Genomic DNA, 24,763 nt, shown 5'->3' with positions numbered 1-24,763 from the left:
GTGCACCGCCGGCACACCGCAGACGGACCGGATGGAACCAGTGGACCTCAACACCGCCGCCGACGCCCACAGCGCCGCCCCGCTCCTGAACTGCCTGCTCAGGGAGGTGGGCGAGGCCGAGGGCGGGCAGGTCCACCGGTTGCGGGGCAGCGGCCGGCTGCTGAGGGTCTCCGGCGGCCGCCGTCCCGCCGGGGCGGAGCTGCACACGGCGGACGGCTGGCATCCGCTCGGCCACGCGGAACTGGTCAAGCTCGTCTCCGACGAACTGCACCGCTACACCGGCGTCTCCAACGACGAGCTGCCCGGCGAGATCGACGACAGCCGCCGGGCCGTCGCCGCGCTGCTGGCCGCCCGGGCGGCCGCCGAGGCGCCCGAGGACCCGTACGTCCTGTCCGAGCAGGCCCTGGTGATGGGCCATCCGCACCACCCCGCCCCCAAGGCCCGGGGCGGCGCGCCCGCCGCGAGCTGGCTGCCGTACGCCCCCGAGGCGCACACCCGGTTCCCGCTCGTGATGCTCGGGCTGCGCGAGGACCAGGTGGCCGAGGAGGGCGGCCGGGCCGCCGCCGACGCGGTCGACGCGCTGGCCGGGATCCTCGACGGCCCCCGCCCGCCCGCCGGTTACCGGGCACTGCCCGCGCACCCCTGGCAGCTGGAGCTGGTCGGCGGATGCCGGGAGGTGCGCGACGCCTTCGCCGACGGGCGGCTGCTGCGGCTCGGCCCGACCCGGCTTCCGGTGTGGCCCACCGCCTCCGTGCGGACCGTGTACGCGCCGGGGCCGGACGCCGACCTGTTCGCGAAGTTCAGCCTCGACGTCCGGATCACCAACGACGTGCGCCGGCTGTGGCGCCACGACCTGCTGAAGCTGCGCCGCACCGACTCCGCCGTGGAGGCCGGCTTCGCCGATCTGCGCCGCCGTACCGGATCGGGCGCGGTGTGGCTGGGCGACCGCGGGTACCGCACCGCCGCCTTCGCCTTCGAGGAACTGGCCGTCATGGTCCGAGACGGCCTGCGCACCGGGGTGGCGGCGGGCGCGGTGCCGCTGCTGTCCGCCGCCCTCGCCGAGGGGTTCCCCGGCAGCCCGCTGGAGTCCGCGCCCGACCCGGCCGGCTGGTGGCGGGCGTACCTGCGCCATGTGGTGCCTCCGGTCCTGGACCTGTTCGCCCGGCACGGGATCGTGCTGGAGGCCCACCTCCAGAACTGCCTGGTCGCCGTGGACGGCCGGGGCATGCCGGTGCAGGCCCTCTTCCGCGACGCGGAGGGCGTGAAACTCCCGGGGGACATGCCGCGCGAGGGCGCCTGGCAGCGGCTCGTGTACTGCCTGGTCGTCAACCACCTCGCGGAGGTGGGCGGAGCCCTGGCCGAGCGGCACCCCGAGGCGGCCGGCGGGGTGTGGCCGGCGGTACGCGAGGAACTGCTGCGCTACGACGCCGCGTACGGCCTGCCGGAGATCGCGGAGCTGCTCGCGGCCCCGGCGCTTCCGGCCAAGACGAACCTCCTGCTGCGCTGGACCCGGGCGGACGGCGCGGATGCGCGCTACCTGCCGCTGCCCAACCCGTTGCGGGGGGAATGAGCGGGCGGCGGACGGGCGTGGGATTCGTGGGATTCGGCCAAGGTGGGCCGGGACGCCGGAACTCCCGTATCGAAAGGTATAGACCAATGCTAGGTTGGGTGGGCAGACCGCGCAGTCCTTGACCACCCGTCAGAGGAGAAGCCATGCCCTCCCCTTCGCGGGGCGGCGGCCCGGCCGCCATGCCCAAGTACCAGCGGATCGCCGCACAGCTGCGGGACGAACTCGACCGCGCCGCCCGGACCTCCGGCGGCAGACTGCCCTCTGAACGCACCCTGGCCGCCCGCTACGAGGTCAACCGGCAGACCGTCCGGGCCGCGCTCCAGCAACTGCGCGCCGACGGACTGGTCGTCACCGGCCGCCGGGGCACCCGGGCCGCGGTCCTCCCTGGCTCCGCGCACACCGCCCCCGCCGCGCACACCGCCCCTGCCGCGCGCGCCGGCTCCCGGGCCGCGCCCGCCCGGCAGGCCGGTCCCGCTCCCCGGCTCACCCGGACCCGGCTCGCCCTGGTCACCGTGCCGCCGTCGCTCGCCGGGCTGCTCGGTATGGGCGGCGGGGAGCGCACCCTGGTCCACCATCACCACGTGTACGGCCCGGGCGGGCGCGCGGTCCGGCACGCGGTGACGTACCTGTGCCCGCGCACCGTGGCCCGCACCCCGGAGCTGGCGGCCTACCTGGACGGGCCGGACGGGGCCCGGGGCGAGGACCTGCGGCCGCTGCACCGCTGGCTGGAGCGGGCCGCCGCGCGCGGCCGGACCTCGGAGACCATCACCATGACCCGCACCAGCCACCCGGCTGGCGCCGCGTCCGCCTGCGGGCTGTCCGTACGCCGCACCGTGCACGACGGCTCCGGCCGGCTGCTGGCCGTCACGGACCTGGCGTTCACCGGCTGGGACCGGCTGACCTTCCACCGCGAGCCCGAGGCGATCGCCTTCCGTGTGACGTAGCGCACGTACGGGGCGGGCGGGCCCCACTTCGGGACGGCGCGGCCTACTCGGAGACGGCCGGGACGGCGGGGACGGCCGGGACGTGCGGGACGTGCGGCGCTGCGGGTTCGGGGGCGCCGGGGGCGCCGGTGAGCAGCGCGAGCAGGCCGGCCACCTGCACCCCCGCCTCGGCGGGGTGCCGGAACATGGCTCCCGCCGAGATCTCGTACCGGTTGCGCCGCCCGTCCCGCACGCGCCGCAGGTACCCGTCCGATTCGAGGTCGGTCACGATCGCCTGGACCGTGCGCTCGGTGAGCGCGCACACGAGGGCGACATCCCTCACACGCGCCGCGGGATCCCGGGCGAGAGTCACCAGGACGCGGGCGTGATTTGTTAGAAATGTCCAGTTTTCTCGGCGTGTCGGGCTCCCCATGCGGCCATGATGCGGCACCCGGTTCGCGTGATACAAGACGTGAAAAGTAATTCCGGTATTTCTTGACGTGTGAGCGGATCCGGTCCAGAGTCGAGGGCAGTCAAGGTCCCGCGCCGCAAGCCGACCAGCCCAAGGAGCGAACCCCCATGCCGGTCCCCGCCCGCCCCTCCCATACCGCCGACCCCGCCGAGGCCCGCACCGACGGCCCCCTCCTCCCCGGTCCCCGCCACAGCGGCCGGGCCGCCGCCCGGGCGGCCGGGCTGCCCCGCATCGACGAACCCCGCGAGGTGGCCCCGGCGGACGCGCGGGAGCTGTCGAAGGTGTTCTTCGGGCGGCTGCGCGAGCTGGAGGAGGGCACCCCCGAGTACCAGTACGTGCGCAACACCCTGATCGAGATGAACGCCTCGCTCGTCCAGTACGCCGTCCGCCGCTTCCGCGGCCGCGCCGACGGCGCCGCCGGGGACGTGGACGACCTCGTCCAGGTCGGCACCATCGGCCTGATCAAGGCCATCGACCGGTTCGACCCGGCCCGCGAGAACGAGTTCGCCACCCTCGCCATGCCGTACATCACGGGTGAGATCAAACGCCACTTCCGCGACACCGCCTGGGCCGTCCACGTCCCGCGCCGGCTCCAGGAGCTGCGCATCGACATAGCCAAGGCGAAGGAGGAGCTGACGGTCCGGCTGGACCGCTCGCCGACGGTCCGCGACCTCGCCGCGTACCTCGACCTCACCGAGGACCAGGTCATAGAGGGCCTGGTCGCCGCCAACGGACACACCAGCGGCTCCCTCGACGCCCCGCACGCCGAGCACGGCGACGGCCCCGCCGAGGGGCACACCCTCGCCGAGGTCCTGGGCGAGGAGGAGCCGGCCCTGGAGCTCGTCGAGGACATCCAGACCCTGGCCCCGCTGCTGGAACGGCTCAGCGACCGCGAACGCACCATGCTCCGGATGCGCTTCGGCGAAGAGCTGACCCAGGCCCAGATGGGGGCCGCCCTGGGCATCTCCCAGATGCAGGTCTCCCGGCTCCTCACCCGGCTCCTCGCCCACCTGCGCACGTCCATGCTGGCCGACCCCGAGCCGGTTCCCGGGCATCACGGCCGCTGACACCCCCTCGCCCCTCCCCGGCGTGAGTTGGATCACTTCACCGTTTGCGGCGGTGAAGGCCGGGCATGCGGGCCGCTGGAGCGGAACCGCACACTCCGGCCGCTGTGCCGGAGTGCGGACCGCGCGGGCCGATCCCGCCCCGCTCCCCGGCCCGCGGCCTCCGGCGGCGGGCCGGACCCGGTACGACCCGCGAGGTGTATGTGTCCACGCTCCAGGCCGAGCACGTCTACAAGGTGTTCGCCAGACGACCCGACCGCCAGGCCGCCGCGGTCCGCGCGCTCGAACGCGGCGCCGACCGCGACGAGCTGCGCGCCGACGGCACCACGGCGGCGGTGATCGACGCCTCGTTCCGTGTCGAGCCCGGTCAGATCTTCGTGGTCATGGGCCTGTCGGGGTCCGGCAAGTCCACCCTCCTGCGGATGCTCAACGGACTGCTGGAGCCCACCTCCGGCCGCATCCTCTTCGACGGCGAGGACCTCACCGCGCTGACCCCGCGCGAGCTGCGCCGCGTACGCTCCACCCGCGTCTCCATGGTCTTCCAGCACTTCGCGCTCTTCCCGCACCGTGACGTCCTGGCCAACGCCGCCTACGGTCTGGAGGTCCAGGGCGTCCCCCGGGCCGAGCGCGAACGCCGCGGCGCCGAGGCGCTCGCGCTGTGCGGGCTCGGCGGCTGGGAGAATTCCTGGCCCGACGAGCTCTCCGGCGGCATGCAGCAGCGCGTCGGCCTCGCCCGCGCCCTGGCCACCGACGCCGACCTGCTCCTGATGGACGAGTCCTTCAGCGCCCTGGACCCCCTGATCCGCCGCGACATGCAGGACCAGCTCCTCGAACTCCAGCGGACCCTGAAGAAGACCATCGTCTTCATCACCCACGACCTCAACGAGGCCATGCGCCTCGGCGACCGGGTCGCCGTCATGCGCGACGGCCGGATCGTCCAGCAGGGCACCCCCGAGGACATCCTCACCCGGCCCGCCGACGAGTACGTCGCCTCCTTCGTCCAGGACGTGGACCGCTCCCGCGTCCTGACCGCCGACGCCGTCATGGACGAGCCCGCCGAGGACGCCGAAGCCTGCGCCTGCCCCACCGTCAGCACCGACACCCCGCTCGCCGAACTCTGCTCCGTCAGCGCCCGCGTCCCCCACCCGGTCGCCGTCACCGGCGCGGACGGCGCCGTCGTCGGCTCCGTGCCCAAGGACCGGCTCGTCGCCTTCATCGGCGACGAACAACGGCCCCCGATGGCCTGCGCGGAGGTGGCCGCCTGATGCCCCGCCTGCACCTCGGAGCCTGGGCCGACAGCGCGGTCGACTTCCTCCAGCGCCACCTGTCCTGGCTCTTCGACACCGTCAGCACCCTGGTCGGAGGCCTCTACGACGGCGTGAACGCCGTGCTGTCCGCCCCCGCACCGCTGCTCTTCGCCGGTCTCCTCGCCCTCGCCGCCTGGTGGCTGCGCGGTCTCCTCGCGGGCCTGCTCGCCTTCGGCGCCTTCGCGCTCGTGGACTCCGTGGCCCTGTGGGACGAGGCCATGTCCACCCTGTCCCTGGTCCTCGTCGCCACCCTCGTCACGCTGGCGTTCGCCCTCCCGCTGGGCATCTGGGCCGCGCGCTCCGACCGGGTCAGCGCCGCCCTGCGGCCCGTGCTGGACTTCATGCAGACCATGCCGGCCATGGTCTACCTCATCCCCGGCATCATCTTCTTCGGCGTGGGCGTGGTCCCCGGGATCATCGCCACCATCGTCTTCTCGCTGCCGCCGGGCGTGCGGATGACCGAACTCGGCATCCGCCAGGTGGACGCCGAACTGGTCGAGGCCGCCGCAGCCTTCGGCACCGCCCCGCGCGACACCCTCGTACGCGTCCAGCTGCCGCTGGCCCTGCCCACGATCATGGCGGGCGTCAACCAGGTCATCATGCTCGGCCTGTCCATGGTCGTCATCGCCGGCATGGTCGGCGGCGGCGGACTCGGCGGCGCCGTCTACCGGGCCATCGGCAGCGTCGACATCGGCCTCGGCTTCGAGGCCGGCCTGTCCATCGTCGTCCTCGCCATGTACCTGGACCGGATGACCGGGGCCCTGGGCCGCCAGGTCTCCCCGGTCGGCCGCCGGGCCCAGGCCCTGGCCCGGTCCGCCGCGAGCGGCACGGCCCGGCTGTGGAACCACCGCCCGCAGCCCGCGTACGCCGTCACCGCGGCCGTCGTCCTCGCCCTCGTCGCCGGCGGACTGAGCACCTTCGGCGGCTCCGGATCGCCGGCCGCCGCGACCGGCGCCGAGAACACCGGCAAGGGCCGCGAGGTCAGCATCGGCTACATCCCCTGGGACGAGGGCATCGCCTCCACCTACCTGTGGAAGGAGCTGCTCGAACGCCGGGGCTTCAAGGTCGACGCCCGGCAGCTGGAGCTCGGCGCGCTGTTCACCGGACTCGCCGGTGGCCAGGTCGACTTCCAGACCGACGCCTGGCTCCCCGTCACGCAGGCCCAGTACTGGGCGAAGTACGGGAACAAGCTGGACGACCTGGGCTCCTGGTACGGGCCCACCTCCATCGAGCTCTCGGTCCCCTCGTACGTGAAGGACGTCCGCTCCCTGGAGGACCTCAAGGGCAAGGGGGCCCGCTTCAAGGGCCGGATCATCGGCATCGAGCCCAGCGCGGGCGCCATGTCCCTGCTGAAGGAGAAGGTCCTCAAGGAGTACGGCCTCGAAGGGGAGTACCAGGTCGTTGACGGCTCCACCCCCGGCATGCTCGCCGAACTGAAGCGGGCCCACGAGAAGGAGGAACCCGTGGTGACCGTGCTGTGGTCCCCGCACTGGGCGTACTCCACCTACGAGCTGACCAAACTGGCCGACCCCAAGGGCGTCTGGGGCGAGGGGGACGGCATCCACACCCTCGCCCGCAAGGGCTTCGCCGACGACGAGCCCGAGGTCGCCGCCTGGCTCCGCTCGTTCAAGCTGACCGAGGCCCAGCTCACCGGCCTGGAGGCGAAGATCCAGGAGATGGGCAAGGGCAAGGAGCAGCAGGCGGTCCGCGCCTGGCTGACCGATCACCCGGAGGTGGCCGCGCTCGCCTGACGGACCACGCGCCGGGGCGCCCGGGACCGTGGCCGTGAGACACGGCCTGGAGGTCCCGGGCGCCCCGGCGTACGCGTACGCGGCTCAGCCCACCGGCACCCGGTCGGCTCCGGCCCGGGCCGCCCGGTCCGGCCCGGAGGCCGCGGCCCCGCCGCGCACCCGCGGGCGCAGCGGCCACCACAGGGAGCGGCCCAGCAGCGCGGCCAGCGCCGGCACCAGCACGGCCGACAGGACGAAGGCGGACAGCAGGATCCCGACCGCCGTCGCGAAACCGGTCTGCTGGGTCCCGGCGTGCGGGCTCACGGCCAGGCTGCCGAAGGACGCGGCGAGCACCAGCCCGGCCGTCGCGATCGCCGGCGCGGTGTGCCGCACCGCGCGGGCCACCGCCTCGCGGGCCGGTCCGGGGCGTTCCATCTCCTCCCGCAGCCGGTCGCTGATCAGGATGTTGTAGTCGGTGCCCAGCGCCACCACGAACAGGAACAGCACCAGCGGCAGCGTGAAGTCCACGCCCGGCCGCCCCAGCCCGTGCTGGAAGACGAGGGCCGAGGCCCCCAGCGTGGCCGCGAAGCCGAGCCCGACCGCGAGCATCAGCACCAGCGGCGCGAGCACGCTCCGCAGCAGCACCAGCAGGATCACCGCGATCAGCACCGCCGCCACCGGGAAGATGACCTTCAGGTCCTCGTCCACGGCCACCGCGATGTCCGCGAACACCGAGGCGGTACCGCCGACATGGGCCTCGGTGCCGGCCGGCAGGTTCGCCCGGACCGTCTCCCGGACCGGCCCGGAGACCAGGTCGCGGGCCTGCTGCCCGCCGGATTCGACGTTCAGCAGCAGGTCGATCCGGGCCGCCTTGCCGTCCTCGCTCAGCACCGTCGGCGCGACCCGGCCCACCCCGGGGACCCGGGCGAGCGCCCCGGCCAGCCCGGCCACGCGCTCCGCACCGAGCGGAGCGCCGTCCTTCGCGGCGACGAGCACGCTCGTCGGGTCCGAGACCCCGGCGGGCAGGGCGCGGGAGATCTCCGCCGCGGTCTCCACCGCCGCGGTCCGCTCGCCGCCCGCGCCGGACTGCCCGTAGTCCATGCGGATCCCGGCCAGACCCGCCGCCAGCGCGCCGAGCAGTACCAGGGAGGCGAGGACCAGCGCCACCGGGCGCCGGGCCGTCAGCCGCCCGAGCCGGCCCGCCGCGCCCTCCCGGGGCTCCCGCTGAAGGGCGCGCGAGGGCCAGAACATCTTGCGGCCGGTCACGGCCAGCAGCGCGGGCATCAGCGTGAGGCTGCCCAGCAGCATCACCAGCACCGACATCGCGATCGCCGGGCCCAGCACCCGGAACTGGCCGAAGGAGGCGATCCCGAGGGTGGCGAACGCCGCGACGATCGTCAGCGCCGCCGAGGTGACGGCCGTGCCCACCCGGCCCGCGACCTCCGTGGCCGCCTCGCGCCCGCTCTGCGCCGGGTGCCGCCGCAGCTGCTCGCGGAAGCGGAACAGCAGGAAGAGGAAGTAGTCGATCCCGATGCCCATGAGCACCACGTTGATCAGACCGGGGGTGGAGGGGGCCAGCCGGATGCCGCTCGCCATCGACGCCATGACCACGCTCCCGGCCGCCGCGCCGCCGATGACCGCCATCGCCAGCAGGGGCAGCAGCGCGGCGAACACACTGCGGAAGACCACCACGTGGAGCAGCACGATCAGCCCCATCACCACCGCGCCGACCACCGTCGACCGGGTCTTCTCGGCGTCGGCGCTGTCCACCGTGGCGGCCAGCCCGCCCGTGAAACCGGTCCGCAGGCCCGCCTCACCGAACGCCTCCCGCGCCTGCTCGCGGAACGCCTTGTAGGTGCTCTGCACCCCGGGGTCCTGCGGATTGCCCTTCAGCTCCACCGACAGCAGCCGGAAGGACCGGTCCGGGGCCGTCATCCCCGCGCCGATCCGGGGCGTCTGGGAGTGGTCCTCCGTGAAGGGCGGATCGTCCTCGTTCCTCGGCATGACGACCTTCTGCCGGGCCAGCCGCTCCGACACCTCCTCGATCCGGCGCTCGTCGGGAGCGGTGAGCGCCGCCCGGTCCTCGCGGGCCACCAGGACCGTCAGCGGGTCCGAGTCCGGCCGGACCCCGAAGCTCTGCTCGGAGATCCGCAGCGCGGCCGCCGAATCGTAGGAGGCGGGCAGGAAACCGTCGTTGCCGGGCTGGGTGGCGCGGAAGACGAACACCTGGCCCAGGATCGTCAGCCCGATGCCCAGCACCGCCCACAGGGCTATCACCTTCCACGGGTTCCTGGTCGAGCATCCCGTCAGGGCGCGGATCACTGTTCTCCTCCGGTCTGTCCGTGCGGTCCGCCCCTTGTGGCCGGCCGGTATCCAGACCATCAGCGGACGGCACGGAAAGCGTCCTGGCGGAGGAGGATCCGGGCGCCGGGACCACGGTCCGGGATCCGGCGCCGGCCAGGACCCTGGTCCTGGTCGGGACCGGTCCCCGCGGCCGGTGTCCGGCATCCGGCCCGATGGGAGAATGGACCCGAGAGGGCGGCCCCACGGCGGTCCGTGGGGAAGGGGCGGGGAGATGGGCACGCGTGCCGAGAGGCTGACGTGGACGCGCAACGACGCACTGGTGGCGGTCGGCGCGGCGGCCGTGGACCTCACGGGCTTCGCCTTCGACACGCAGTTCGAGGGCGCTCCGCTGGGGGTCACCGCCGCGTTCCTCGTCGTGGCCGCCGGGCTGGCCCTGCTGGCCCGGCGCCGCCACCCGGTGGTGACGCTCGCGGTCGTACTGGTCCTGGGCGCGGTGGTGAACCTGGCCACCTCGGTCTCCCCGCACTTCGGACTCACCCCGGCCGTCGCCCTGTACTCGGTCGCCGTGGCCTGCCGGACCCCCGCGGTGGTGTGCGGCGCACTCGTGACACCGCCGCTGACCAGCCTGGGACAGGGCGGCCGGCTCCTCGACCCCGGATACGGCCTCCTCGCCAACGCGGCCGCGACCCTGCTCGTCGTCACCACCGGCCTCGTCGCCCGGCGCTGGCAGGCGGAGACCGAGGCCAAGCGGGCCCTGCTCGCCGAACGGGCGGTGGCCGACGAACGCCGGCGCATCGCGCGGGAGCTGCACGACATCGTCGCCCACCACATCACCACCATGCAGCTGATGGCAGGCGGAGCCCGCGCCAACCTCGCCCACGACCCCGGGGCCGCCCGCGAGGCCCTGGTGACCCTGGAGGAATCCGGCCGGATGGCCCTCGGCGAGATGCGGCAGCTGCTCGACGTCCTGCGGGCCGGGGAGGAACCGGAGACCGCCGTGCCGGCCCCGCAGCCCGGGGCCGGGGACCTGGAGCGGATCGTCGCGGAGTCCCGGGCCGCCGGGATGGACACCGAACTCACCGTCAGCGGCCCCGCCCGCCCGCTGCCGCCCACCGTCGGCCTGACGGTGTTCCGGGTCGTGCAGGAGGCCCTGACCAACGCCCGCAAGCACGCCGGGAACGCCCCGGCCCGGGTACGGCTGGCCTACGGACCGGACGAGCTCTCCGTCGAGGTCTGCGACGAGGGCCCCGCCGACGGCGCCGCCCGGCGCCCGTACCGCGGCGCCGGGTACGGCCTGATCGGCATGCGGGAACGCGTCGCCCTGCACGGCGGCACCCTGGAGGCCGCGCCCCGCGAGGAGGGCGGCTTCCGGGTCGCGGTCCGCCTCCCCCTGCCGGCGGCCGCCGAAGCGCACCACCAGCACCACCAGCACCACCAGACCCACCCGCACCGAGAGGAAACCCGCCGATGATCCGCGTGCTGATCGCCGACGACCAGCCGTTGGTACGGCGCGGCCTGGCCCTGATCCTGGCCCCCGACCCGGACATCGAGGTCGTCGGCGAGGCCGCGGACGGCGCCGAGGCCGTGGCCCTCGCCCAGGAGCTGCGCCCCGACGTGGTGGTCATGGACATCCGCATGCCCGTCCTCGACGGAGTGGCCGCCACCGGGCGGCTCGCCGAAGCCCGCCCCGGGTCCCGGGTGCTGGCACTGAGCACCTTCGACATGGACGAGTACGTGGTCGCCGCCCTGCGCGCCGGCGCCTACGGCTTCCTGCCCAAGGACGTCTCCCCGGAGGAGCTCATCGCGGCCGTCCGCACCGTCCACACCGGCGAGGCCGCGGTCGCGCCGAGGCTGCTGACCCGGCTGATCTCCACCTACGTACGGACCGCCCCGCGCGAGCCCCGGCCCGCCCCGGCGGCGCCCGACGGACTCACCCCGCGCGAGCTGGAGATCTGGCGGCTGCTCGCCCGGGGCCTGGACAACGCCGCGATAGCCGCGGAACTGGACATCAGCGTCTCCACCGTCAAGAACCACATCACCGCCGTCTTCGGGAAGCTGGGCGTCCGCGACCGGGCCCAGGCGGTGATCGCCGCGTACGAGACGGGGCTGGTCGAGGCCGAGCGGAGGAGCACTTGATCACCAAGTGCCCGCAGACACCCGGAATTCCCCGGGCCCTCGCACCCCTGACCAGCCAGAACACTGGATGATCCGCCGGTGCACGGGGGGCTTCCCGCGTGGCACAGTGCCAGGAGCACAGCCGCCGGACCAGGGAGCCCCCATGCGTGATCCGCACACCGCGCCGCCGGTACTCGCCGCGCCGGCCTCCCCGCTGCCGGCCTGTCCGCGGTGCGCGGACGCGCCGGAGCGGATCTCCTGGCGCCAGCGTCCGGGGGAACCGGTCGTCCTGGTCTTCGACCCCTGCGGCCACCGCTGGACGTCCCCCGCACCGCCCGTGCTGGCCGTCACCCCCTTCTGACGGGCACCGAGCAGCGCGGCGGTCCGCAGGGCGGACGCCTCCTCGCGATGGCCGACCGGCGGCGACTGCGAAAATCGCTGTCCGATCACCGGAGCCGGTGATAGACATCCGGCGTGGAAAAGAATCTTGAGTTCCCTGACCTGCTGCGACTGATCGATGAACGGTCGACCGCCTTCCGCGCCGTGGTGGCCGCCGCGCCCGGTCTCGACGCACCGGTGCCGACCTGCCCTGGGTGGACGCTGTTCGATCTGGTGAAGCACCTGGGTGGGGGAGACCGTTTCTGGGCCGCCATAGTCGGCGCGGGGCCTGCCGACGGTCCCCCGGCCGAGGCCGTCGCCGCGCGCGCCGCTCTGGAAGTGCCGCAGGAGCGCGAGGCCCTGCTGGCCTGGCTGGACGCGTCGACGCAGCTTCTGCTGGGCGCCCTGCGCGAGGCGGGACCGGAGAGCGGTTGCTGGACGTGGTGGCCCGCGTCGCAGTCACCGCAGACCGCCGGCGGCACCGCCCGGCACCGGGTCCAGGAGACCGCGGTGCACACCTACGACGCCCAGCTCGCCGGGGGCGCCCCGCAGCCGCTGCCGGTCGAGCTGGCACTCGACGGCGTGGAGGAGTTCCTGTTCACCGTCTGCGCGACGCCGAGTGCCTGGCCGCACAAGCCGACGGCCTTCGACTTCCACGCCGCCGAGGGCCGCTCCTGGCGCCTCACCGTCGACGGCGACGGCGCACGCACCACCCGCATCCCCGCGCCCACCGCCGCGACCGGCGAGGACTCGGACGCAGCCGGCGCCTCCGTCCACGGCACGGCCAGTGAGCTGGTCCTCTACCTGTACGACCGGATCCAGGCCGGCTCCCTGCACGTCGACGGAGACGCAGGGCTGCTCGACCTGCTCCGCGCCTGGGAGCCGGAGGAGAAGTAGGACGCAGCGGGGGCGGCCGGCCGCGCCTGCGGCCGGCGACCTCGTATCCTGCATCTGAACATGCCTGAACACACCTGTGAGCAGCATCGATGAGCCGTGCCGAGCGCCGGGCGGCGGGAACGGGAGAACCCTGATGGACGTGCAGCACTTCGAGCGGATCACCGCGTTCATCGAGGCCCGGCTGACCCCGCTGTTCGACGCGGAGACCGGCAGCGAGCGCGGCTTCGCGATGGACGACACCTCCCGGGCCCTGCGCGCGCTGCGCAACAGCGTGCTGGAGGCCTCCGCCGTCAAGGGGCTCATCGCGACGCGGGAGACCGCCGAGCCGCTCGTGCGCAAGGTCATCGACCAGTCGGTGGAGCACCACTGGGACGTGCTGCGCGGCATCGCCCGCCAGTGGGAGGACCACGCCGACTTCCAGCGGGAGTTCAAGCGCCACGCGTGGGAGCTCGACGGGGCCCCCGCCTCCGCCTGAGCGAGGACGCGCGGCGCGCCCGCCCGCCGGCCGGCTACCGGCTGGGCGCGCCGCCGATCAGGTAGCCGATGCGGCGCTCCAGCCCGCCCCAGCGCCGGTCGTGCCGGTACGCCCGCTTGATGGTCCGGGCCCGGGTCCTGGGGCGGTGCCCGTAGAAGCGGCGCGCCCACGGCGAGGCCGGCCGGGCCAGCCGTACCGCCGCGAACAGGGCGATCACGGGGACGACCACCCCGAACACCGCGAGCCGGGGCTTGCCCTTGAACAGGGCCACCGCCGCCAGCAGCAGGTTGAACAGCACGGTGGCGCCGAGGAACAGACGGTTCGCCTGCTGGTCGTCGGTCAGGCCGTCGACACCCAGCGGCAGGAACCCGCACAGCAGCAGGCCGGCCAGGGCGGAGGTCATGACCACCACCTCGACGCTCAGGGTGCCCTCCTCGGTCCAGTAGACGTCGCTCAGGTGCAGGATCAGCGCGAACTCGTCCAGGACCAGTCCCGTGCCCATCCCGAACAGCACGGCCGCCACCCAGGAACCCCACCCCGTCCGGCCGCCCGCGATCGCGGTGAAGCCGCCGACGGTCATCAGGATCACCCCGGGGACGCAGTGGTGCACGTGCAGGCCGCCCGGGGTGACGTTGCGGAAGGGGCCCTTGCCGGCCCGGATCATCCGGGTGACGACCCGGGTCACCGCGAAGGTCACGACGAACGCCGACAGCGCCAGGAGCAGGGGCAGTTTCCCCGGCTCCTGGATGTTGCGGTACCACCAGTCGCCCATGCCGTCACCCTCCCGGCCGCGGCGGTCCCGCGCACCGTGAGGACCGCCGTTCGGGCGCCCCGGGGGCGGGGTCAGGCCTTCGCGTCCGCCGGCTGCGGCCGGGCCTGTGCCTCCCGGGCGGCCCGGCGGCGCTGCGCGTCCTCGTCGGTGTCCGCGTCGTAGGAGATCAGCTTCGGCAGCAGCGCGGCCAGCAGCGCCACCGACGCCACGCAGGCGAGCCCGCCGCTCCAGAAGGCCGGCCGGGTCCCCGTCCAGCCCGCCATGGTGCCCGCCCGGACCTGTCCGAGCTGCGGGCCGACGCTGTACGAGAGCACCTCGATCCCCGCGAGCCGCCCCCGCAGCTCCTCCGGGATCGTCTGGTTCCAGATCGTGGACCGGCCCAGCGCGCTCAGCATGTCGCCGGCACCCGCCGCCGCGAGGCACAGCAGCACCAGCCAGATGTTCGAGAACCAGCCCGCCGCCGCGATCGCGAGCCCCCACGCGGCGGCTCCGAAGACCACCAGCAGCCCGTGCCGGCGCACCCCCGACACCCAGCCGCTGGTCAGCCCCAGCACCAGCGAGCCCACCGCGCCCGCCGCGTACATCAGGCCCAGGGCCCACACGGCGTCCAGCTCGTCGGCCAGGAACGGGAAGATCGTGTTCGGGAACGCGAAGAACATCGCCGCGAGGTCGACGGCGTACGTGCCCAGCAGCACCGGCCGGCTCCACGCGTACCGCGCGCCCTCGGCGATGCCCCGCAGCGAGGGCCGCTCCGCGCCCCCGGCCGGCGGCGCCGGGCTGAGCCGCGCGCACAGCACCACCGAGACCGCGAAGCCCGCGACGGTCACCGCGTACGCCGACGCGTAGCCGGCGTACGCCACGACCACACCGGCCAGCGCCGGGCCGGCGATCGCCCCGAACTGGTAGCGCAGCGCGTTGAGCGCGGCGGCCGCGCTCAGCTGGTCGTGCGGCACGATCCGCGCCATCAGCGAGTCCATCGCCGGACGCTGGAGACCCGTCAGCGCCGACACCCCGGCCGCCACCACGTACAGCGGCCACAGCAGCGGGTCCGGCAGCAGCGAGTTCACCAGGAGCACCAGCGCGAGCAGTCCGAGCCCGGCCTCCGTCAGCAGGATCAGACGGCGCCGGTCCACCGCGTCGGCCAGCGCCCCGCCGTACAGCCCGCAGACCACCAGCGGGACCAGCTCCACCGCGCCCATGGCACCGACCGCCAGCGGCGAGTCCGTCAGGTGCTTGATCTGGAGCGGCAGGGCGATCATCGCCATGAAGGAGCCGAAGAAGGTGACCGTCCCCTGGAAGAACAGCAGCCGGAAGTCACGGCTGGAACGCCAGGGCGCCAGGTCGGGCAGTACGGAGGACAGGCGGGATTTGCTCACGGTCGGCCATCCTGCGCGCCCGCCGGACACCCGGGCAACGCATTTTCGCCCCGGACGGGTCAAAACGGCATCCGGCGCGTGGCAGCGGCCACTGCCCGTGGCACCCATGGGTCATGCCGCCGGTGTCCCCGTTCCTGCGTACGGCAGCCGCCTACGCCTGGCGCCTGCTGGTCGTCGGCGTGGCCGTCTACGCCGTCTTCTCGTTGCTCGGGCGCTTCCACGAGATCGGCGTGGCGCTCTTCCTCGGCCTCGTCATCACCGCCCTGCTGTCGCCGCCCACCCGGGGCCTCGCCCGGGTCCTGCCCCGCCCCGCCGCCGTCGCCGTCACCCTCATCGGGAGCACCGTCCTGCTGCTGGGCACGCTCGCGCTGGTCGGCGAAGCGGTGGCGGGGGAGAGCGCCACCCTGGTCAGGGAGTTCCGCGAGGGCCTCGTCAGCATCGAGAAATGGCTGGAGCGCCCGCCCTTCCGGCTGGACCCGGGAGCGCTCACCGACCTCCAGGCGAAGATCGGCGAGTACCTCTCCACCCACCGCTCGACCCTGCTGAGCACGGCGGTGAGCGGAGCCGGCCACGTGGTGCAGGTGCTCACCGTCCTGGTGCTCGCGGTGTTCTCCTCCGTCTTCTTCCTGCACGGCGGCGGCGGCCAGTGGGCGTGGTTCTGCGCCCAGCTGCCCGCGCGGGCGCGCGGCCGCACGGTCCTCGCCGGGAACGCGGCCTGGCGTACGTTCACCGGGTACACGCACGGGATCGTGCTGGTCGCGGCGACCAACGCGGTGCTCGTCGGGGTGGCGCTGTACTTCCTCGGGGTCCCGCTCGCCCTCCCGCTCGCACTCCTGGAGTTCTTCGCGGCCTTCGTCCCCCTGGTGGGATCGCCCGTCGCCCTCGCGGTCGCCGCGGTGGTGGCGCTGGCGGCGCGCGGACCGGTCATCGCGGCGGTGGTGATCGCGCTGATCGTGGTGATCGGGCAGATCGAGGGGCACCTGCTGCACCCCCTGGTGATGAGCTGGGCCGTGCGCCTGCACCCGCTCGTGGTGGCGGTCTCGGTCATCGCCGGGGCCATCGCGGCCGGAGTGGTCGGCGCGGTGGTCGCGGTCCCGCTGGTCTCGGTGGCCTGGTCGGTCCGCTGCGCCCTGCGCTCCGAGGCCGGCGAGCCGGGGGACGAACCGCGCCCGGAGCGGCCACCGGAGCCGGAGCCGCGGCCGGAGCCGGGCCCGGACGGCTGATCTCCTCCGACGCGTCTACCGTAGGACGTGGAGGTGGTAGCCATGGCAGAGCACGCCGCCGGTGCGGCGGCGCGGGAGCTGGAGGACGGCCGGCTGCTCAAGGAGCTGGAGACCATCCACCGCACGCGCCACGAGACCCTGCTGCACGGCTCGGACGACGCGCTGGCCACGCACACCCAGCGGCTGAAGGAGCTGGAGGACGAGTACGTCCGCCGTCACCCGCAGCGCGCCCCCACCGCGGCCCGCACCCGCTCCGGAGCCCGCGCCCGCACGGCGGGCGAGGACTGAGCGCGCCCCCGGAAACTGGTCCGCCCCGCGAATGCGCGGGGCGGCAGTGGGCTTGTGCCCGACGGCGGCCGGGTGAAACCCGGAGCGCGGGCGGCTCTCCGCGATCCCCTGACGAGGACCCCCGTATGAGTCATCTTTGCTTCGACTGAGACATCTTTGTATCATTCGGTGCGACGGTGACTCATCAAGGTGCCTGACAGTCAAGGCCGCAGGCGCCCCCTCGAACGGAACCCCATGCGCACCCCCACGCGGGACCCTCGCCGCTGGATCGTCCTCGCGATCCTCTCCGGCAGCCTCCTGCTCATCTCCATGGACACCACGATCCTCAACGTGGCCTTCCCCTCGCTCGTAGCCGACCTCCGGCCCGGCGCCGTGCAGCAGCTGTGGATCATCGACGTCTACGCCCTCGCCCTGTCCGGGCTTCTCGTCACCGCCGGCGCCCTCGGTGACCGGTGGGGCCGCAAGCGGCTGCTGATGGCGGGCTTCGGCATCTTCTCCGCCGCCTCGCTGATCGCCGTGCTCTCCACCGAGGCCTGGCACGTGATCGCCGCCCGCGCCCTCCTCGGCGTCGGCGGCGCGGCCATCATGCCGGCCACCCTCTCGATCCTGCGCAGCGTCTTCACCGACGCCAGGGAACGCGCCTTCGCCCTCGCCGTCTGGGCCGCCGTGTTCGGCGGCGGCATGGCCTTCGGCCCCGTCGTCGGCGGCCTCCTCGTCCAGGACCACGGCTGGCACTCCGCCTTCCTCCTGAACCTCCCCGTCGCCGCCCTGATCGTCGCCGCAGGCCTGCGTTACCTGCCCGAATCGCGCGCCCCGCGCGCCGACGGCGCCTGGGACTGGTGGGGCGTCGGACAGTCCGTCGTCGGCATGCTCGCCCTCGCGGGCGGCATCAAGCAGCTCGGCAAGAGCGGCATCGCCGACCCGCTGCCCTGGGCCCTGCTCGCCCTCGCAGCCGTCGCTCTCACCGTGTTCGTCCGCCGCCAGCTGCGTCTGGACAACCCGCTGCTCCAGGTGCGGCTGTTCGCCAAGCCCGCCTTCAGCGTCGCCGCCACCGCGATCTTCCTCCCGATGGTCGGCATGGGCGCGATCCTCTTCCTCGTCACCCAGTGGTTCCAGTACGGCCAGGGCTACACCCCGCTCGAGGCCGGACTGCGGCTGCTGCCCGCCCCGCTGGCGCTGATCTGCGCGTCGATGGTGGCCCCGGCGCTCATGCACCGCTACCCGATCCGGCACGTGCTGGGCGCCGGACTCGTGGTCCTCGCGGCCGGCATGGCGATGCCCTGGACCGTCCAGCAGTTCACCGAGCCCGGCTACCCGGCCTTCGCGGCGGGCCTGACCGTGATGGGGCTGGGCACCGGCGTCGCGACCACGGTGGCCTCCGTCACCCTGGTCTCCGCCGCGCCGGCCGACCAGGTCTTCAGCGCGGCCGCCATCGAGGAGACCTGCTACGAACTGGGCTCCGCGATGGGCGTCGCCATCCTCGGCAGCACCGCCGCCGCCCTCTACCGGGGCAACCTGCCGGTGCTCGACCTGGACGCCCCGGCCGCGAGCGCCGTACGGGACTCGGTCGGCGAGGCGGCGCACACCGCCGAGCGGCTCGGCGGCGCGGTCGGCCAGGCCCTCCTGGAGACCGCCACGCACGCCTACACCCTGGCGATCACCCCGGCCTTCCTGATGGCCGGAGCCCTGGCCGTCGCCGCGGCGGCCACCGCCTGGACCCTGATCCCGCGCGACCTCCAGCCCACCGAGAACCACTGACCCCCGGCCCCGCTCCCGGCGCCGCCTCCCCTCTCAGTGCGGCGGCACCGGGAGCGGGGCCATGTGCGCCGGGGCGGCCGGGGCCGGGCCCAGGGTGGTCGTGCCCGGCGCGGCCCGGTGTCCGAGCCCGGTGCGGTAGGCGTCCATCGCCGCCTCCGTACGCCCCGCCCGGCGCAGCAGGTCGCCCAGCAGCCGGCACAGGTCCGCCAGGTCCCCGCCCGCCCCGCTGCGCTCCAGCAGCGCCAGCGCCCGTACGTAGTGCTCCTCGGCCGCCTCGGCGTCCCCGCGCTCCTGCGCGATCAGCCCCAGCAGCCGGTGCGCGCCGCCCGCGTGCACCGCGCCCGGGCCCGAACCCTCCTCCAGCAGCCCCGAGACCAGCTCGGCGGCCTCCCCGTACCGGCCCAGACGGCGCAGCACGTCCGCCAGTTCCACCTCCACCTGCGCGGTGTACAGCGCCGCCCGCCGCGCCGTCAGCATCTCCCGGGCGATCCGCAACTCCCGCTCCGCCGCCTCCAGTTCTCCGTGCTGCGCCTGGACGTAGCCGCGCATCCAGTGGCAGTGCGCCAGATCGGTCCGCAGCCGCAGCTGCCGGTAGACCGCCTGGGCCTTGGCGAGCGAGGCGTCGGCATCGGCCACCCGGCCCTCGGCCAGGAAGGTCCGCGCCACCTGCCGGTGCATCCCCGCCACCAGCGCCGGATCCCCGACCTGCGGAGCGAGCGCCAGTGCCAGCTCCGCCGCGTGGGCCGCGCGGGCCTGGGCACCCATGTCGATGTACGGGCCGATGACCGCCGAGTACAGCAGCACCAGCGCCTCCGGGTCCCCGAGCCCGCCCGCGTTGAGCGCGTCGATCGCCGACTCCAGCAGGTAGCAGGCGTACCGCAGCTCCCCGGCCAGCAGGTGGGCGACCGCGCGGCCCCGGATCGGCCGGGCCCGGCGGGGCAGCGGCTGGTCCGCCAGCAGCAGCTCCGCCGCCTCGAAGTGCCCCGCCGCCCCGGTCAGTTCCCCGGCCTCCAGCGCGCAGTCGCCGAGCCCGAGCAGCGCCTCGGCCCGCTCGTCGGCCAGGCCCAGCCGCTCGGCCTCGTCCAGCAGCCGCCGGAACTGCGCCGCGGCCTCCTGCGCCGAGCCGGTGGCCAGGGTGCGCTGGGCGTCCGTCAGGGCGAGCCGCAGCTCGGTGGCCAGGTGCGCCGGACGCCCCGTGGTGAGCTCCTCGTACGAGGTGCCGAGCCGCGCGGCGAGGAACCGCAGCGCGGTCTCGGAGGGGCGCACCTTGCCGGCCTCCAGGGTGGACACGTACGCCGGGGTGTACGCAGGCTCGGCCAACTGCCGCTGAGTGAGCCCGCGTTCGGCGCGCAGCCGCTGAACCCGGCGTCCGATCTCGGCCGGTTCATCCATGAAATCCCCCCGTTGTCACCCTGGGTCCATCAACTCCCCAGTATTGAACGGGAGTCGGCCATTGCGCACGGCCCGGCGCGCCGCCTAGTTTAAGCACCCGGTTCAGCAGAGTTAATCCACTGCTTAACAACCCGTCCGACTCCCTTCCCCCACGGAGGACTTCATGAGGCGACCCGTCCGGCCGGCCCCGCGCACGGCCCCGCGCCCCGCCCTGCGCACGGCGCTCGCCGCGGCCTGCGCGAGCGCCGCGCTGCTGGCCGCCGCGACCGCGCCCGCGGCAGCCGCCGACCCGCCCCGCCCGGCAGGCGTGCGCGTCGAGATACCCGGGCCGGAACAGGGCGGCGACGCCGGATCCGGCCACGCCCTGGTACCCGCCGCCGGGCGGGCCCAGGCCGCGCCCCGCCTCTCCGAGGCGGCGCGCGCCGCCGACGGCCAGGTCACCAAGATGATCGACAACGGCCCCACCGCCGACCGGCTCGACGTGGTCGTCATCGGCGACGGCTACACCGCCGGCGAACTGGACCGCTTCCACGCCGACGCCCGGGCCAAGTGGGCCGAGGTCACCGCCGTCGAGCCGTACACCACCTACCGCGACCTCTTCAACGTCTGGACCGTGGACGCCGTCTCCGCCCAGTCCGGGGTCACCGGCGACCCGGGCCCGGACACCGTCCGGGACACCGCGCTCGGCTCGTACTTCTGGTGCGAGTCCATCGAGCGGCTGCTGTGCGTGGACCAGCCCAAGGTGGACGCGTACGTCGCCAAGGCGCCCGCCGCGGACCTGGTCATCGTCCTGGCCAACAGCGCCAAGTACGGCGGCGCGGGATACAACGAGCCCAGCGCCGCCCTCGGCTACGAGGGCATCTCCACCGCCTCCGCCGGCCACCCCAAGTCCGGGCAGGTCGCCATCCACGAGACCGGCCACTCCCTCGGCAAGCTCGCCGACGAGTACTTCTACCCCGGCGTCCCCGGCTACGAGAAGTACACCGGCCCCGAGCCCGGCGACCCCAACACCTCCACCCTCGACGCCTCCCGGATGGCGGCGGAACGGGCCAAGTGGTACCGCTGGCTCGGCGAGACCTCGCCCGACGGCGGCACCGTCGGCGCGTACGAAGGCGGCGGCTACTACGTCACCGGCCTCTACCGGCCCACCGACAACTCCCTGATGCGGGTCCTCGGCAAGCCCTTCAACCTCCCCGGGGTCGAGGCGATGACCACCGGCTTCCACCGGCACGCGCGCCTGGCCACCCCGCTCACCCCCACCGACCGCACCCTGCGGCTGGGGCACACCGCCAAGGCGGCCGTCCCCCGCCTCCACGGGCCCGACGGCCGGCAGCCGGAGGTCCGCTGGTACCTCGACGGCCGCGAGCTCAAGCGGTTCGCGGGACGCACCGAGGTCCGGGTGGCCGAGCTGTGGCTGCTCGACCTGCGCGGACACAAGCTGTCGGTGGCCGTCGCCGACCGCACCCCCTCGGTCCGCGACCCCGAGGCCGCCCGCGCCCTGACCTCCACGCTCACCTGGGACGTCCGGCTCTGACGCGCAACCCGCCTACGCAGCGGGGGACTCGGGGAAGGTGAGGGAGTCCCAGAGGGCGCAGTGGTGCGAGGCCGCCGCGTCGACCGGGCGGATCCCGCCCGGTCCCGGCGCCAGCTCCAGCACCGAGGGGGCGCCCGGCGCGAACCGGGGCCAGGCGGGGGCGCCCGGCCCGTCCGGCGAACCGGTGCGGGCGAAACGCGTCCAGTAGCCCGTCATCCGCCCGGACAGCGCCCGCTGCGGCCCCGCCAGCTCCACCATCGAGAACAGGTAGGGCAGTTCGAAGCCGTGCGCCGCCCCGAACGGGAAACCGGCGGGCTCCGGCAGCCCGGTGAAATTGGGCGCTCCCCGGTCGGCGAAGAGGTACTGGTACGCGGGCACGTGCCGGGTCAGCGCCCGGCCGTCCCGCAGCGCCGGGCAGGTGAAGGAGGCGTCGGAGAGCAGCGCGGCCCAGGCCAGCGCGGGCGTCGCGAAGGCACCCGCCGGGTACGCCGCCTCCACCTCGGGGGCCGCCGCGCCGAAGGAGGCCCGCAGCCGCGTCCGGTAGGCCTCCCCACCGCCCACCGGATACGCCGCCAGCGTCTGCGCGAGGAAGAGCCGCATCTCGTCGAGGTTGTTCCCCTGCATCACCGGCACCCGGTGGAACCGCCCCGCCCCCAGCGCCCGGACCGGCTCCAGCGGCAGCAGGGCGTTGCCGTACGCGACCCCCGAGAACCGCTCCGCCAGCTCCGCCGTCAGCAGCCGGCCCGTGTCCAGGGCGCGCAGGCAGTCCAGCACCCGGCCCTCGGGCCGGCCGCCGCAGCCGAGGGAGTCGGCCGCCGCCCCGCCGGCCGCGACCGTGCGCTCCTCGGGCACGAAGGGCTCGTACGTCCCCACCGCGGGCAGTACCGAGTACGGCGGCATCGTCGTCGAGCAGGACCCGCTCTGCACGATCGCCCGCTGGAACAGGCCCGCCGAGGCGGGGGAGACCAGGTGCGCGCAGACGCTGAGCGCGCCCGCCGACTCCCCGAAGACGGTGACCCGTCCAGGATCACCGCCGAAGCCGGCCGCGTTCGCCCGCACCCAGCGCAGTGCCGCCTGCTGGTCGGCGAGCCCGAAGTCCGGGGCGCCGCCCAGCTCCGGGTGGCCGAAGAACCCGAAGACGCCGAGCCGGTAGTTGACCGTGACCACCACCGCGTCGCCCGCCACCGCCAGCGGCCCCGGCCGGTACGCGTCCCCCGAGCCGAAGCGGAAGCCGCCGCCGTGGAACCACACCATCACCGGCCGCGCCCGCCCCCGCCCCGCCGGGGCGGTGACGTTCAGGAACAGGCAGTCCTCCGAGCCGTCCGGCCCGCCCGGCCCGAGCGCGGGCAGCTGCGCGCAGTGCGCCCCCGGCGCACCGGCGTCGAGCACCCCCGCCCGCCGCGGCGCGGGCCGCGGCGGCCGCCAGCGCAGCGGACCCGTCGGCGGGGCCGCGTAGGGGATTCCCTCGAACGTGTCGTACGCGCCGTGCGCGCGGCCCCGTACGGGCCCCTCGGCGGTCCCCGCCACCGGCCGTCCGCCGGCTCCGGCCACCGCCACGGCGGCGGGCGGCCCCGAACCGGCGGCGCAGAGCATCAGCAGGACCAGCGCGGGCAGCAGCGCGCCCAGCAGTCCGCGGTGGACGCGCCCGCTGCGGGCGGGACGGGGATCCGGCACGGCTGCGCCCCTCCTCTACGAGTCGGTCAGGCCACTGTGCGCGCCCCGGCCACCCCCGGCCCGCCTTGGTCCCGGCGTGTCCGGTGCGGGGTGCGGACACGCCGGGGAGCCCCCCGATTGCCCGCCCCGAATGGCGCAGTCGTGGCCGGTGCCGCTGAATGTAACAAAGCGTGCGATTCCCATGACGCACGATGACCGGCGCGCGATGTGTAGACCCGCGCGTCGGCGAACGGAGCTTTCCATGAATGACCCCAGCACCCTCGCGGCGACGGAACCCGGCGACCGCGACGGGCTCCCCGCCACCCCGGACCCCACCGACGGCCCCGCCACCCCCGCGCCCCCCGCACCAGACGCCGCCCCGGACCTGCCGGCCGGCCCGGACCTGCCGGCCGCCGGCCCGGACCTGCCGGCCGCCGGCCCGGCCCCCGCCGGCCCGGCCCCCGCCGAGCCGGACCGCGAGCCCCGGCCCGGCCCAGACCCAAGCCCCGCCCCGCACCCCGAGCCCGTACGCACCCTGCTGGAGACGGCGGCGACCTGCCGCCCCGTCGAGGAGGTCACCGCCCTGGTCAGCCTCCTGAAGGAGACCGGCCGGCTGGACCCCGGGCACGACGCGCTCCGCGCGGCCGCCGTCACCCGGCCCGTCGACGACGTCCGCCACATGGTGGCCCTGCTGGGCGAGCACCCCCTGGAGGAGGCCGAGGCCGACATCACCCTGCGGGCGGCGGCCGTCGGACGGCCCATCGAGGACGTGGCCCTGCTGGCCCGCATCCTCGGCCCCGACGGTACCCCGCGCACCGACCGGCCCCCCGCGCGGTCGGCGCCGCCCCCGCCGGTGCAGGACCCGCCGGCGGCGGCCCCCGCCCCGGAGCCGGTGCGGCCCCCCGCCGCTCCGGTGCCCGCGGCCGTCGCCGCGCCACCGCGGCCCGAGCCGGACCGGGTGCCCGCCTCCGCCCCGGCGCGGGGCGCGCTGGGCCACGTACTGCGCTGGCCGACGGCCGCCGCGCTGCTGCTGTGCGGGGTCCTCCACCTGCCCGGCAACCTGGCCCGGCCCCCGGCGCCCGAATCGCTGGCACCGCTCGCGGTGTCCCTGCTCTGCCTGGCACTCGGAGCCCTGCTGGCCGTACGCGACACCCCGGCGGTCTGGCGTGCGGCGGCGGTGGCCGCGCTCGCCGTGGTCACCCTGCACATCGTGGGCGGCCTGGTGTTCTTCGACCCGCTCGACGGCGCGCTCGGCGGCCCGTACGCGTGGTCCGGGGTCACCGTCGTGCTCTGCGCCGGCGCCGGGGCGGTCCTGGCCGGCCTGGCCCTGAAGTACCGCCGCCCGTCCGCCGGCACGGGGGGCTGACCCGCACTGACGCACCCGACGGGGCCCCGGCCGCTCACCGCGCGGCCGGGGCCCCGTCCCGTCCCCCGGACCGGAGACGAGCCTTCCGCAACACCGGATGTGCCGTTCGGGCAACGTGCGCGCGGCCTCACGCGGCATTGCGCGCCGGAGTCCTGGCGCGGCCCCA

Annotated in this window: 21 protein-coding genes; 15 read left to right on the top strand and 6 right to left on the bottom strand. The window is 74.9% G+C overall.

Going from position 1 to position 24,763, the window contains the following annotated elements; translation table 11 throughout:
- The first annotated feature begins 31 nt into the window (after positions 1–31).
- Positions 32–1,570: an IucA/IucC family protein gene (locus ACZ518_RS07410; RefSeq protein WP_469112043.1), complete on the top strand. Its 1,539-nt coding sequence runs from the start codon at positions 32–34 to the stop codon at positions 1,568–1,570.
- A 143-nt stretch (positions 1,571–1,713) separates the two neighbouring features.
- The gene (locus ACZ518_RS07405; RefSeq protein WP_469112042.1) at positions 1,714–2,514 is read left to right on the top strand and encodes a GntR family transcriptional regulator; all 801 of its coding nucleotides are present in this window, start codon (positions 1,714–1,716) and stop codon (positions 2,512–2,514) included.
- A 43-nt stretch (positions 2,515–2,557) separates the two neighbouring features.
- Here the strand turns inward: ACZ518_RS07405 and ACZ518_RS07400 are convergent, their stop codons facing one another.
- Positions 2,558–2,818, bottom strand: coding sequence for a MarR family transcriptional regulator (locus tag ACZ518_RS07400; protein ID WP_469112041.1), 261 nt, complete (start codon positions 2,816–2,818; stop codon positions 2,558–2,560).
- A 254-nt stretch (positions 2,819–3,072) separates the two neighbouring features.
- On the opposite strand from ACZ518_RS07400, the gene ACZ518_RS07395 reads away from it, so the two are divergent.
- The 3 genes from ACZ518_RS07395 (at position 3,073) to ACZ518_RS07385 (ending at position 7,087) form a co-directional block, all read left to right on the top strand.
- The gene (locus ACZ518_RS07395; RefSeq protein WP_469112040.1) at positions 3,073–4,032 is read left to right on the top strand and encodes a SigB/SigF/SigG family RNA polymerase sigma factor; all 960 of its coding nucleotides are present in this window, start codon (positions 3,073–3,075) and stop codon (positions 4,030–4,032) included.
- Between the two features lie 200 nt (positions 4,033–4,232).
- Positions 4,233–5,294 (top strand): quaternary amine ABC transporter ATP-binding protein, encoded by a 1,062-nt coding sequence (locus ACZ518_RS07390; RefSeq protein ID WP_469112342.1) that lies wholly within the window; start codon positions 4,233–4,235, stop codon positions 5,292–5,294.
- Positions 5,294–7,087: an ABC transporter permease/substrate binding protein gene (locus ACZ518_RS07385; protein ID WP_469112039.1), complete on the top strand. Its 1,794-nt coding sequence runs from the start codon at positions 5,294–5,296 to the stop codon at positions 7,085–7,087. Before ACZ518_RS07390 ends, ACZ518_RS07385 begins: the two co-directional genes overlap by 1 nt.
- Before the next feature lie 84 nt (positions 7,088–7,171).
- On the opposite strand, the gene ACZ518_RS07380 is transcribed toward ACZ518_RS07385, so the two are convergent.
- A complete protein-coding gene (locus tag ACZ518_RS07380) occupies positions 7,172–9,388 on the bottom strand; it encodes an MMPL family transporter (RefSeq protein WP_469112038.1) in 2,217 nt (738 codons plus the stop codon).
- A 253-nt stretch (positions 9,389–9,641) separates the two neighbouring features.
- On the opposite strand from ACZ518_RS07380, the gene ACZ518_RS07375 reads away from it, so the two are divergent.
- The 5 genes from ACZ518_RS07375 to ACZ518_RS07355 all read left to right on the top strand — a co-directional run bounded on the left by ACZ518_RS07375 (position 9,642) and on the right by ACZ518_RS07355 (position 13,235).
- The gene (locus ACZ518_RS07375; protein WP_469112037.1) at positions 9,642–10,841 is read left to right on the top strand and encodes a sensor histidine kinase; all 1,200 of its coding nucleotides are present in this window, start codon (positions 9,642–9,644) and stop codon (positions 10,839–10,841) included.
- The gene (locus ACZ518_RS07370; RefSeq protein ID WP_469112036.1) at positions 10,838–11,506 is read left to right on the top strand and encodes a response regulator; all 669 of its coding nucleotides are present in this window, start codon (positions 10,838–10,840) and stop codon (positions 11,504–11,506) included. The genes ACZ518_RS07375 and ACZ518_RS07370 overlap by 4 nt, the downstream gene beginning before the upstream one ends.
- Positions 11,507–11,648: 142 nt before the next feature.
- Positions 11,649–11,846 (top strand): hypothetical protein, encoded by a 198-nt coding sequence (locus tag ACZ518_RS07365; RefSeq protein WP_469112035.1) that lies wholly within the window; start codon positions 11,649–11,651, stop codon positions 11,844–11,846.
- Positions 11,847–11,959: 113 nt separating this feature from the next.
- Positions 11,960–12,760 carry a maleylpyruvate isomerase family mycothiol-dependent enzyme gene (locus ACZ518_RS07360; RefSeq protein WP_469112034.1) on the top strand — a complete coding sequence of 267 codons (801 nt, stop codon included), beginning with the start codon at positions 11,960–11,962 and terminating at the stop codon, positions 12,758–12,760.
- A gap of 133 nt (positions 12,761–12,893) precedes the next feature.
- Positions 12,894–13,235 (top strand): hypothetical protein, encoded by a 342-nt coding sequence (locus tag ACZ518_RS07355; RefSeq protein WP_469112033.1) that lies wholly within the window; start codon positions 12,894–12,896, stop codon positions 13,233–13,235.
- Positions 13,236–13,269: 34 nt separating this feature from the next.
- Here the strand turns inward: ACZ518_RS07355 and ACZ518_RS07350 are convergent, their stop codons facing one another.
- Together ACZ518_RS07350 and ACZ518_RS07345 are read right to left on the bottom strand one after the other, a co-directional pair.
- Positions 13,270–14,007: a hypothetical protein gene (locus tag ACZ518_RS07350; protein ID WP_469112032.1), complete on the bottom strand. Its 738-nt coding sequence runs from the start codon at positions 14,005–14,007 to the stop codon at positions 13,270–13,272.
- A 71-nt stretch (positions 14,008–14,078) separates the two neighbouring features.
- Positions 14,079–15,383 carry an MFS transporter gene (locus tag ACZ518_RS07345; RefSeq protein WP_469112031.1) on the bottom strand — a complete coding sequence of 435 codons (1,305 nt, stop codon included), beginning with the start codon at positions 15,381–15,383 and terminating at the stop codon, positions 14,079–14,081.
- 113 nt (positions 15,384–15,496) lie between these two features.
- On the opposite strand from ACZ518_RS07345, the gene ACZ518_RS07340 reads away from it, so the two are divergent.
- From ACZ518_RS07340 to ACZ518_RS07330, 3 genes are all read left to right on the top strand, one after another.
- Complete coding sequence (locus ACZ518_RS07340) at positions 15,497–16,606, top strand: AI-2E family transporter (protein WP_469112030.1); 1,110 nt, start codon at positions 15,497–15,499, stop codon at positions 16,604–16,606.
- A gap of 42 nt (positions 16,607–16,648) precedes the next feature.
- A complete protein-coding gene (locus ACZ518_RS07335; RefSeq protein WP_469112029.1) occupies positions 16,649–16,894 on the top strand; it encodes a DUF6158 family protein in 246 nt (81 codons plus the stop codon).
- A 234-nt stretch (positions 16,895–17,128) separates the two neighbouring features.
- Positions 17,129–18,652 carry an MFS transporter gene (locus tag ACZ518_RS07330; RefSeq protein ID WP_469112028.1) on the top strand — a complete coding sequence of 508 codons (1,524 nt, stop codon included), beginning with the start codon at positions 17,129–17,131 and terminating at the stop codon, positions 18,650–18,652.
- Between the two features lie 33 nt (positions 18,653–18,685).
- Here ACZ518_RS07330 and ACZ518_RS07325 read toward each other — a convergent pair whose 3' ends face one another.
- Positions 18,686–20,044: a helix-turn-helix domain-containing protein gene (locus tag ACZ518_RS07325; protein WP_469112027.1), complete on the bottom strand. Its 1,359-nt coding sequence runs from the start codon at positions 20,042–20,044 to the stop codon at positions 18,686–18,688.
- A 163-nt stretch (positions 20,045–20,207) separates the two neighbouring features.
- Here ACZ518_RS07325 and ACZ518_RS07320 point away from each other — a divergent pair, with 163 nt between their 5' ends.
- Positions 20,208–21,578 (top strand): M64 family metallopeptidase, encoded by a 1,371-nt coding sequence (locus tag ACZ518_RS07320; RefSeq protein WP_469112026.1) that lies wholly within the window; start codon positions 20,208–20,210, stop codon positions 21,576–21,578.
- A 12-nt stretch (positions 21,579–21,590) separates the two neighbouring features.
- Here ACZ518_RS07320 and ACZ518_RS07315 read toward each other — a convergent pair whose 3' ends face one another.
- Complete coding sequence (locus tag ACZ518_RS07315; RefSeq protein WP_469112025.1) at positions 21,591–23,252, bottom strand: carboxylesterase/lipase family protein; 1,662 nt, start codon at positions 23,250–23,252, stop codon at positions 21,591–21,593.
- A gap of 241 nt (positions 23,253–23,493) precedes the next feature.
- On the opposite strand from ACZ518_RS07315, the gene ACZ518_RS07310 reads away from it, so the two are divergent.
- Complete coding sequence (locus ACZ518_RS07310) at positions 23,494–24,597, top strand: hypothetical protein (protein WP_469112024.1); 1,104 nt, start codon at positions 23,494–23,496, stop codon at positions 24,595–24,597.
- Positions 24,598–24,763 lie beyond the last annotated feature (166 nt).

It is taken from the genome of Streptomyces sp. NPDC033966 (assembly GCF_055575955.1).
Note: the sequence above shows the minus strand (reverse complement) of the source record. Positions and strands in the feature narration are given on the sequence as shown.

Coding starts and splice junctions, on each gene's coding strand:
- ACZ518_RS07410 (WP_469112043.1), top strand. CDS start 32: ATGGAACCAGTGGACCTCAACACCGCCGCCGACGCCCACAGCGCCGCC.
- ACZ518_RS07405 (WP_469112042.1), top strand. CDS start 1,714: ATGCCCTCCCCTTCGCGGGGCGGCGGCCCGGCCGCCATGCCCAAGTAC.
- ACZ518_RS07395 (WP_469112040.1), top strand. CDS start 3,073: ATGCCGGTCCCCGCCCGCCCCTCCCATACCGCCGACCCCGCCGAGGCC.
- ACZ518_RS07385 (WP_469112039.1), top strand. CDS start 5,294: ATGCCCCGCCTGCACCTCGGAGCCTGGGCCGACAGCGCGGTCGACTTC.
- ACZ518_RS07375 (WP_469112037.1), top strand. CDS start 9,642: ATGGGCACGCGTGCCGAGAGGCTGACGTGGACGCGCAACGACGCACTG.
- ACZ518_RS07370 (WP_469112036.1), top strand. CDS start 10,838: ATGATCCGCGTGCTGATCGCCGACGACCAGCCGTTGGTACGGCGCGGC.
- ACZ518_RS07365 (WP_469112035.1), top strand. CDS start 11,649: ATGCGTGATCCGCACACCGCGCCGCCGGTACTCGCCGCGCCGGCCTCC.
- ACZ518_RS07355 (WP_469112033.1), top strand. CDS start 12,894: ATGGACGTGCAGCACTTCGAGCGGATCACCGCGTTCATCGAGGCCCGG.
- ACZ518_RS07350 (WP_469112032.1), bottom strand. CDS start 14,007: ATGGGCGACTGGTGGTACCGCAACATCCAGGAGCCGGGGAAACTGCCC.
- ACZ518_RS07340 (WP_469112030.1), top strand. CDS start 15,497: ATGCCGCCGGTGTCCCCGTTCCTGCGTACGGCAGCCGCCTACGCCTGG.
- ACZ518_RS07335 (WP_469112029.1), top strand. CDS start 16,649: ATGGCAGAGCACGCCGCCGGTGCGGCGGCGCGGGAGCTGGAGGACGGC.
- ACZ518_RS07330 (WP_469112028.1), top strand. CDS start 17,129: ATGCGCACCCCCACGCGGGACCCTCGCCGCTGGATCGTCCTCGCGATC.
- ACZ518_RS07325 (WP_469112027.1), bottom strand. CDS start 20,044: ATGGATGAACCGGCCGAGATCGGACGCCGGGTTCAGCGGCTGCGCGCC.
- ACZ518_RS07320 (WP_469112026.1), top strand. CDS start 20,208: ATGAGGCGACCCGTCCGGCCGGCCCCGCGCACGGCCCCGCGCCCCGCC.
- ACZ518_RS07310 (WP_469112024.1), top strand. CDS start 23,494: ATGAATGACCCCAGCACCCTCGCGGCGACGGAACCCGGCGACCGCGAC.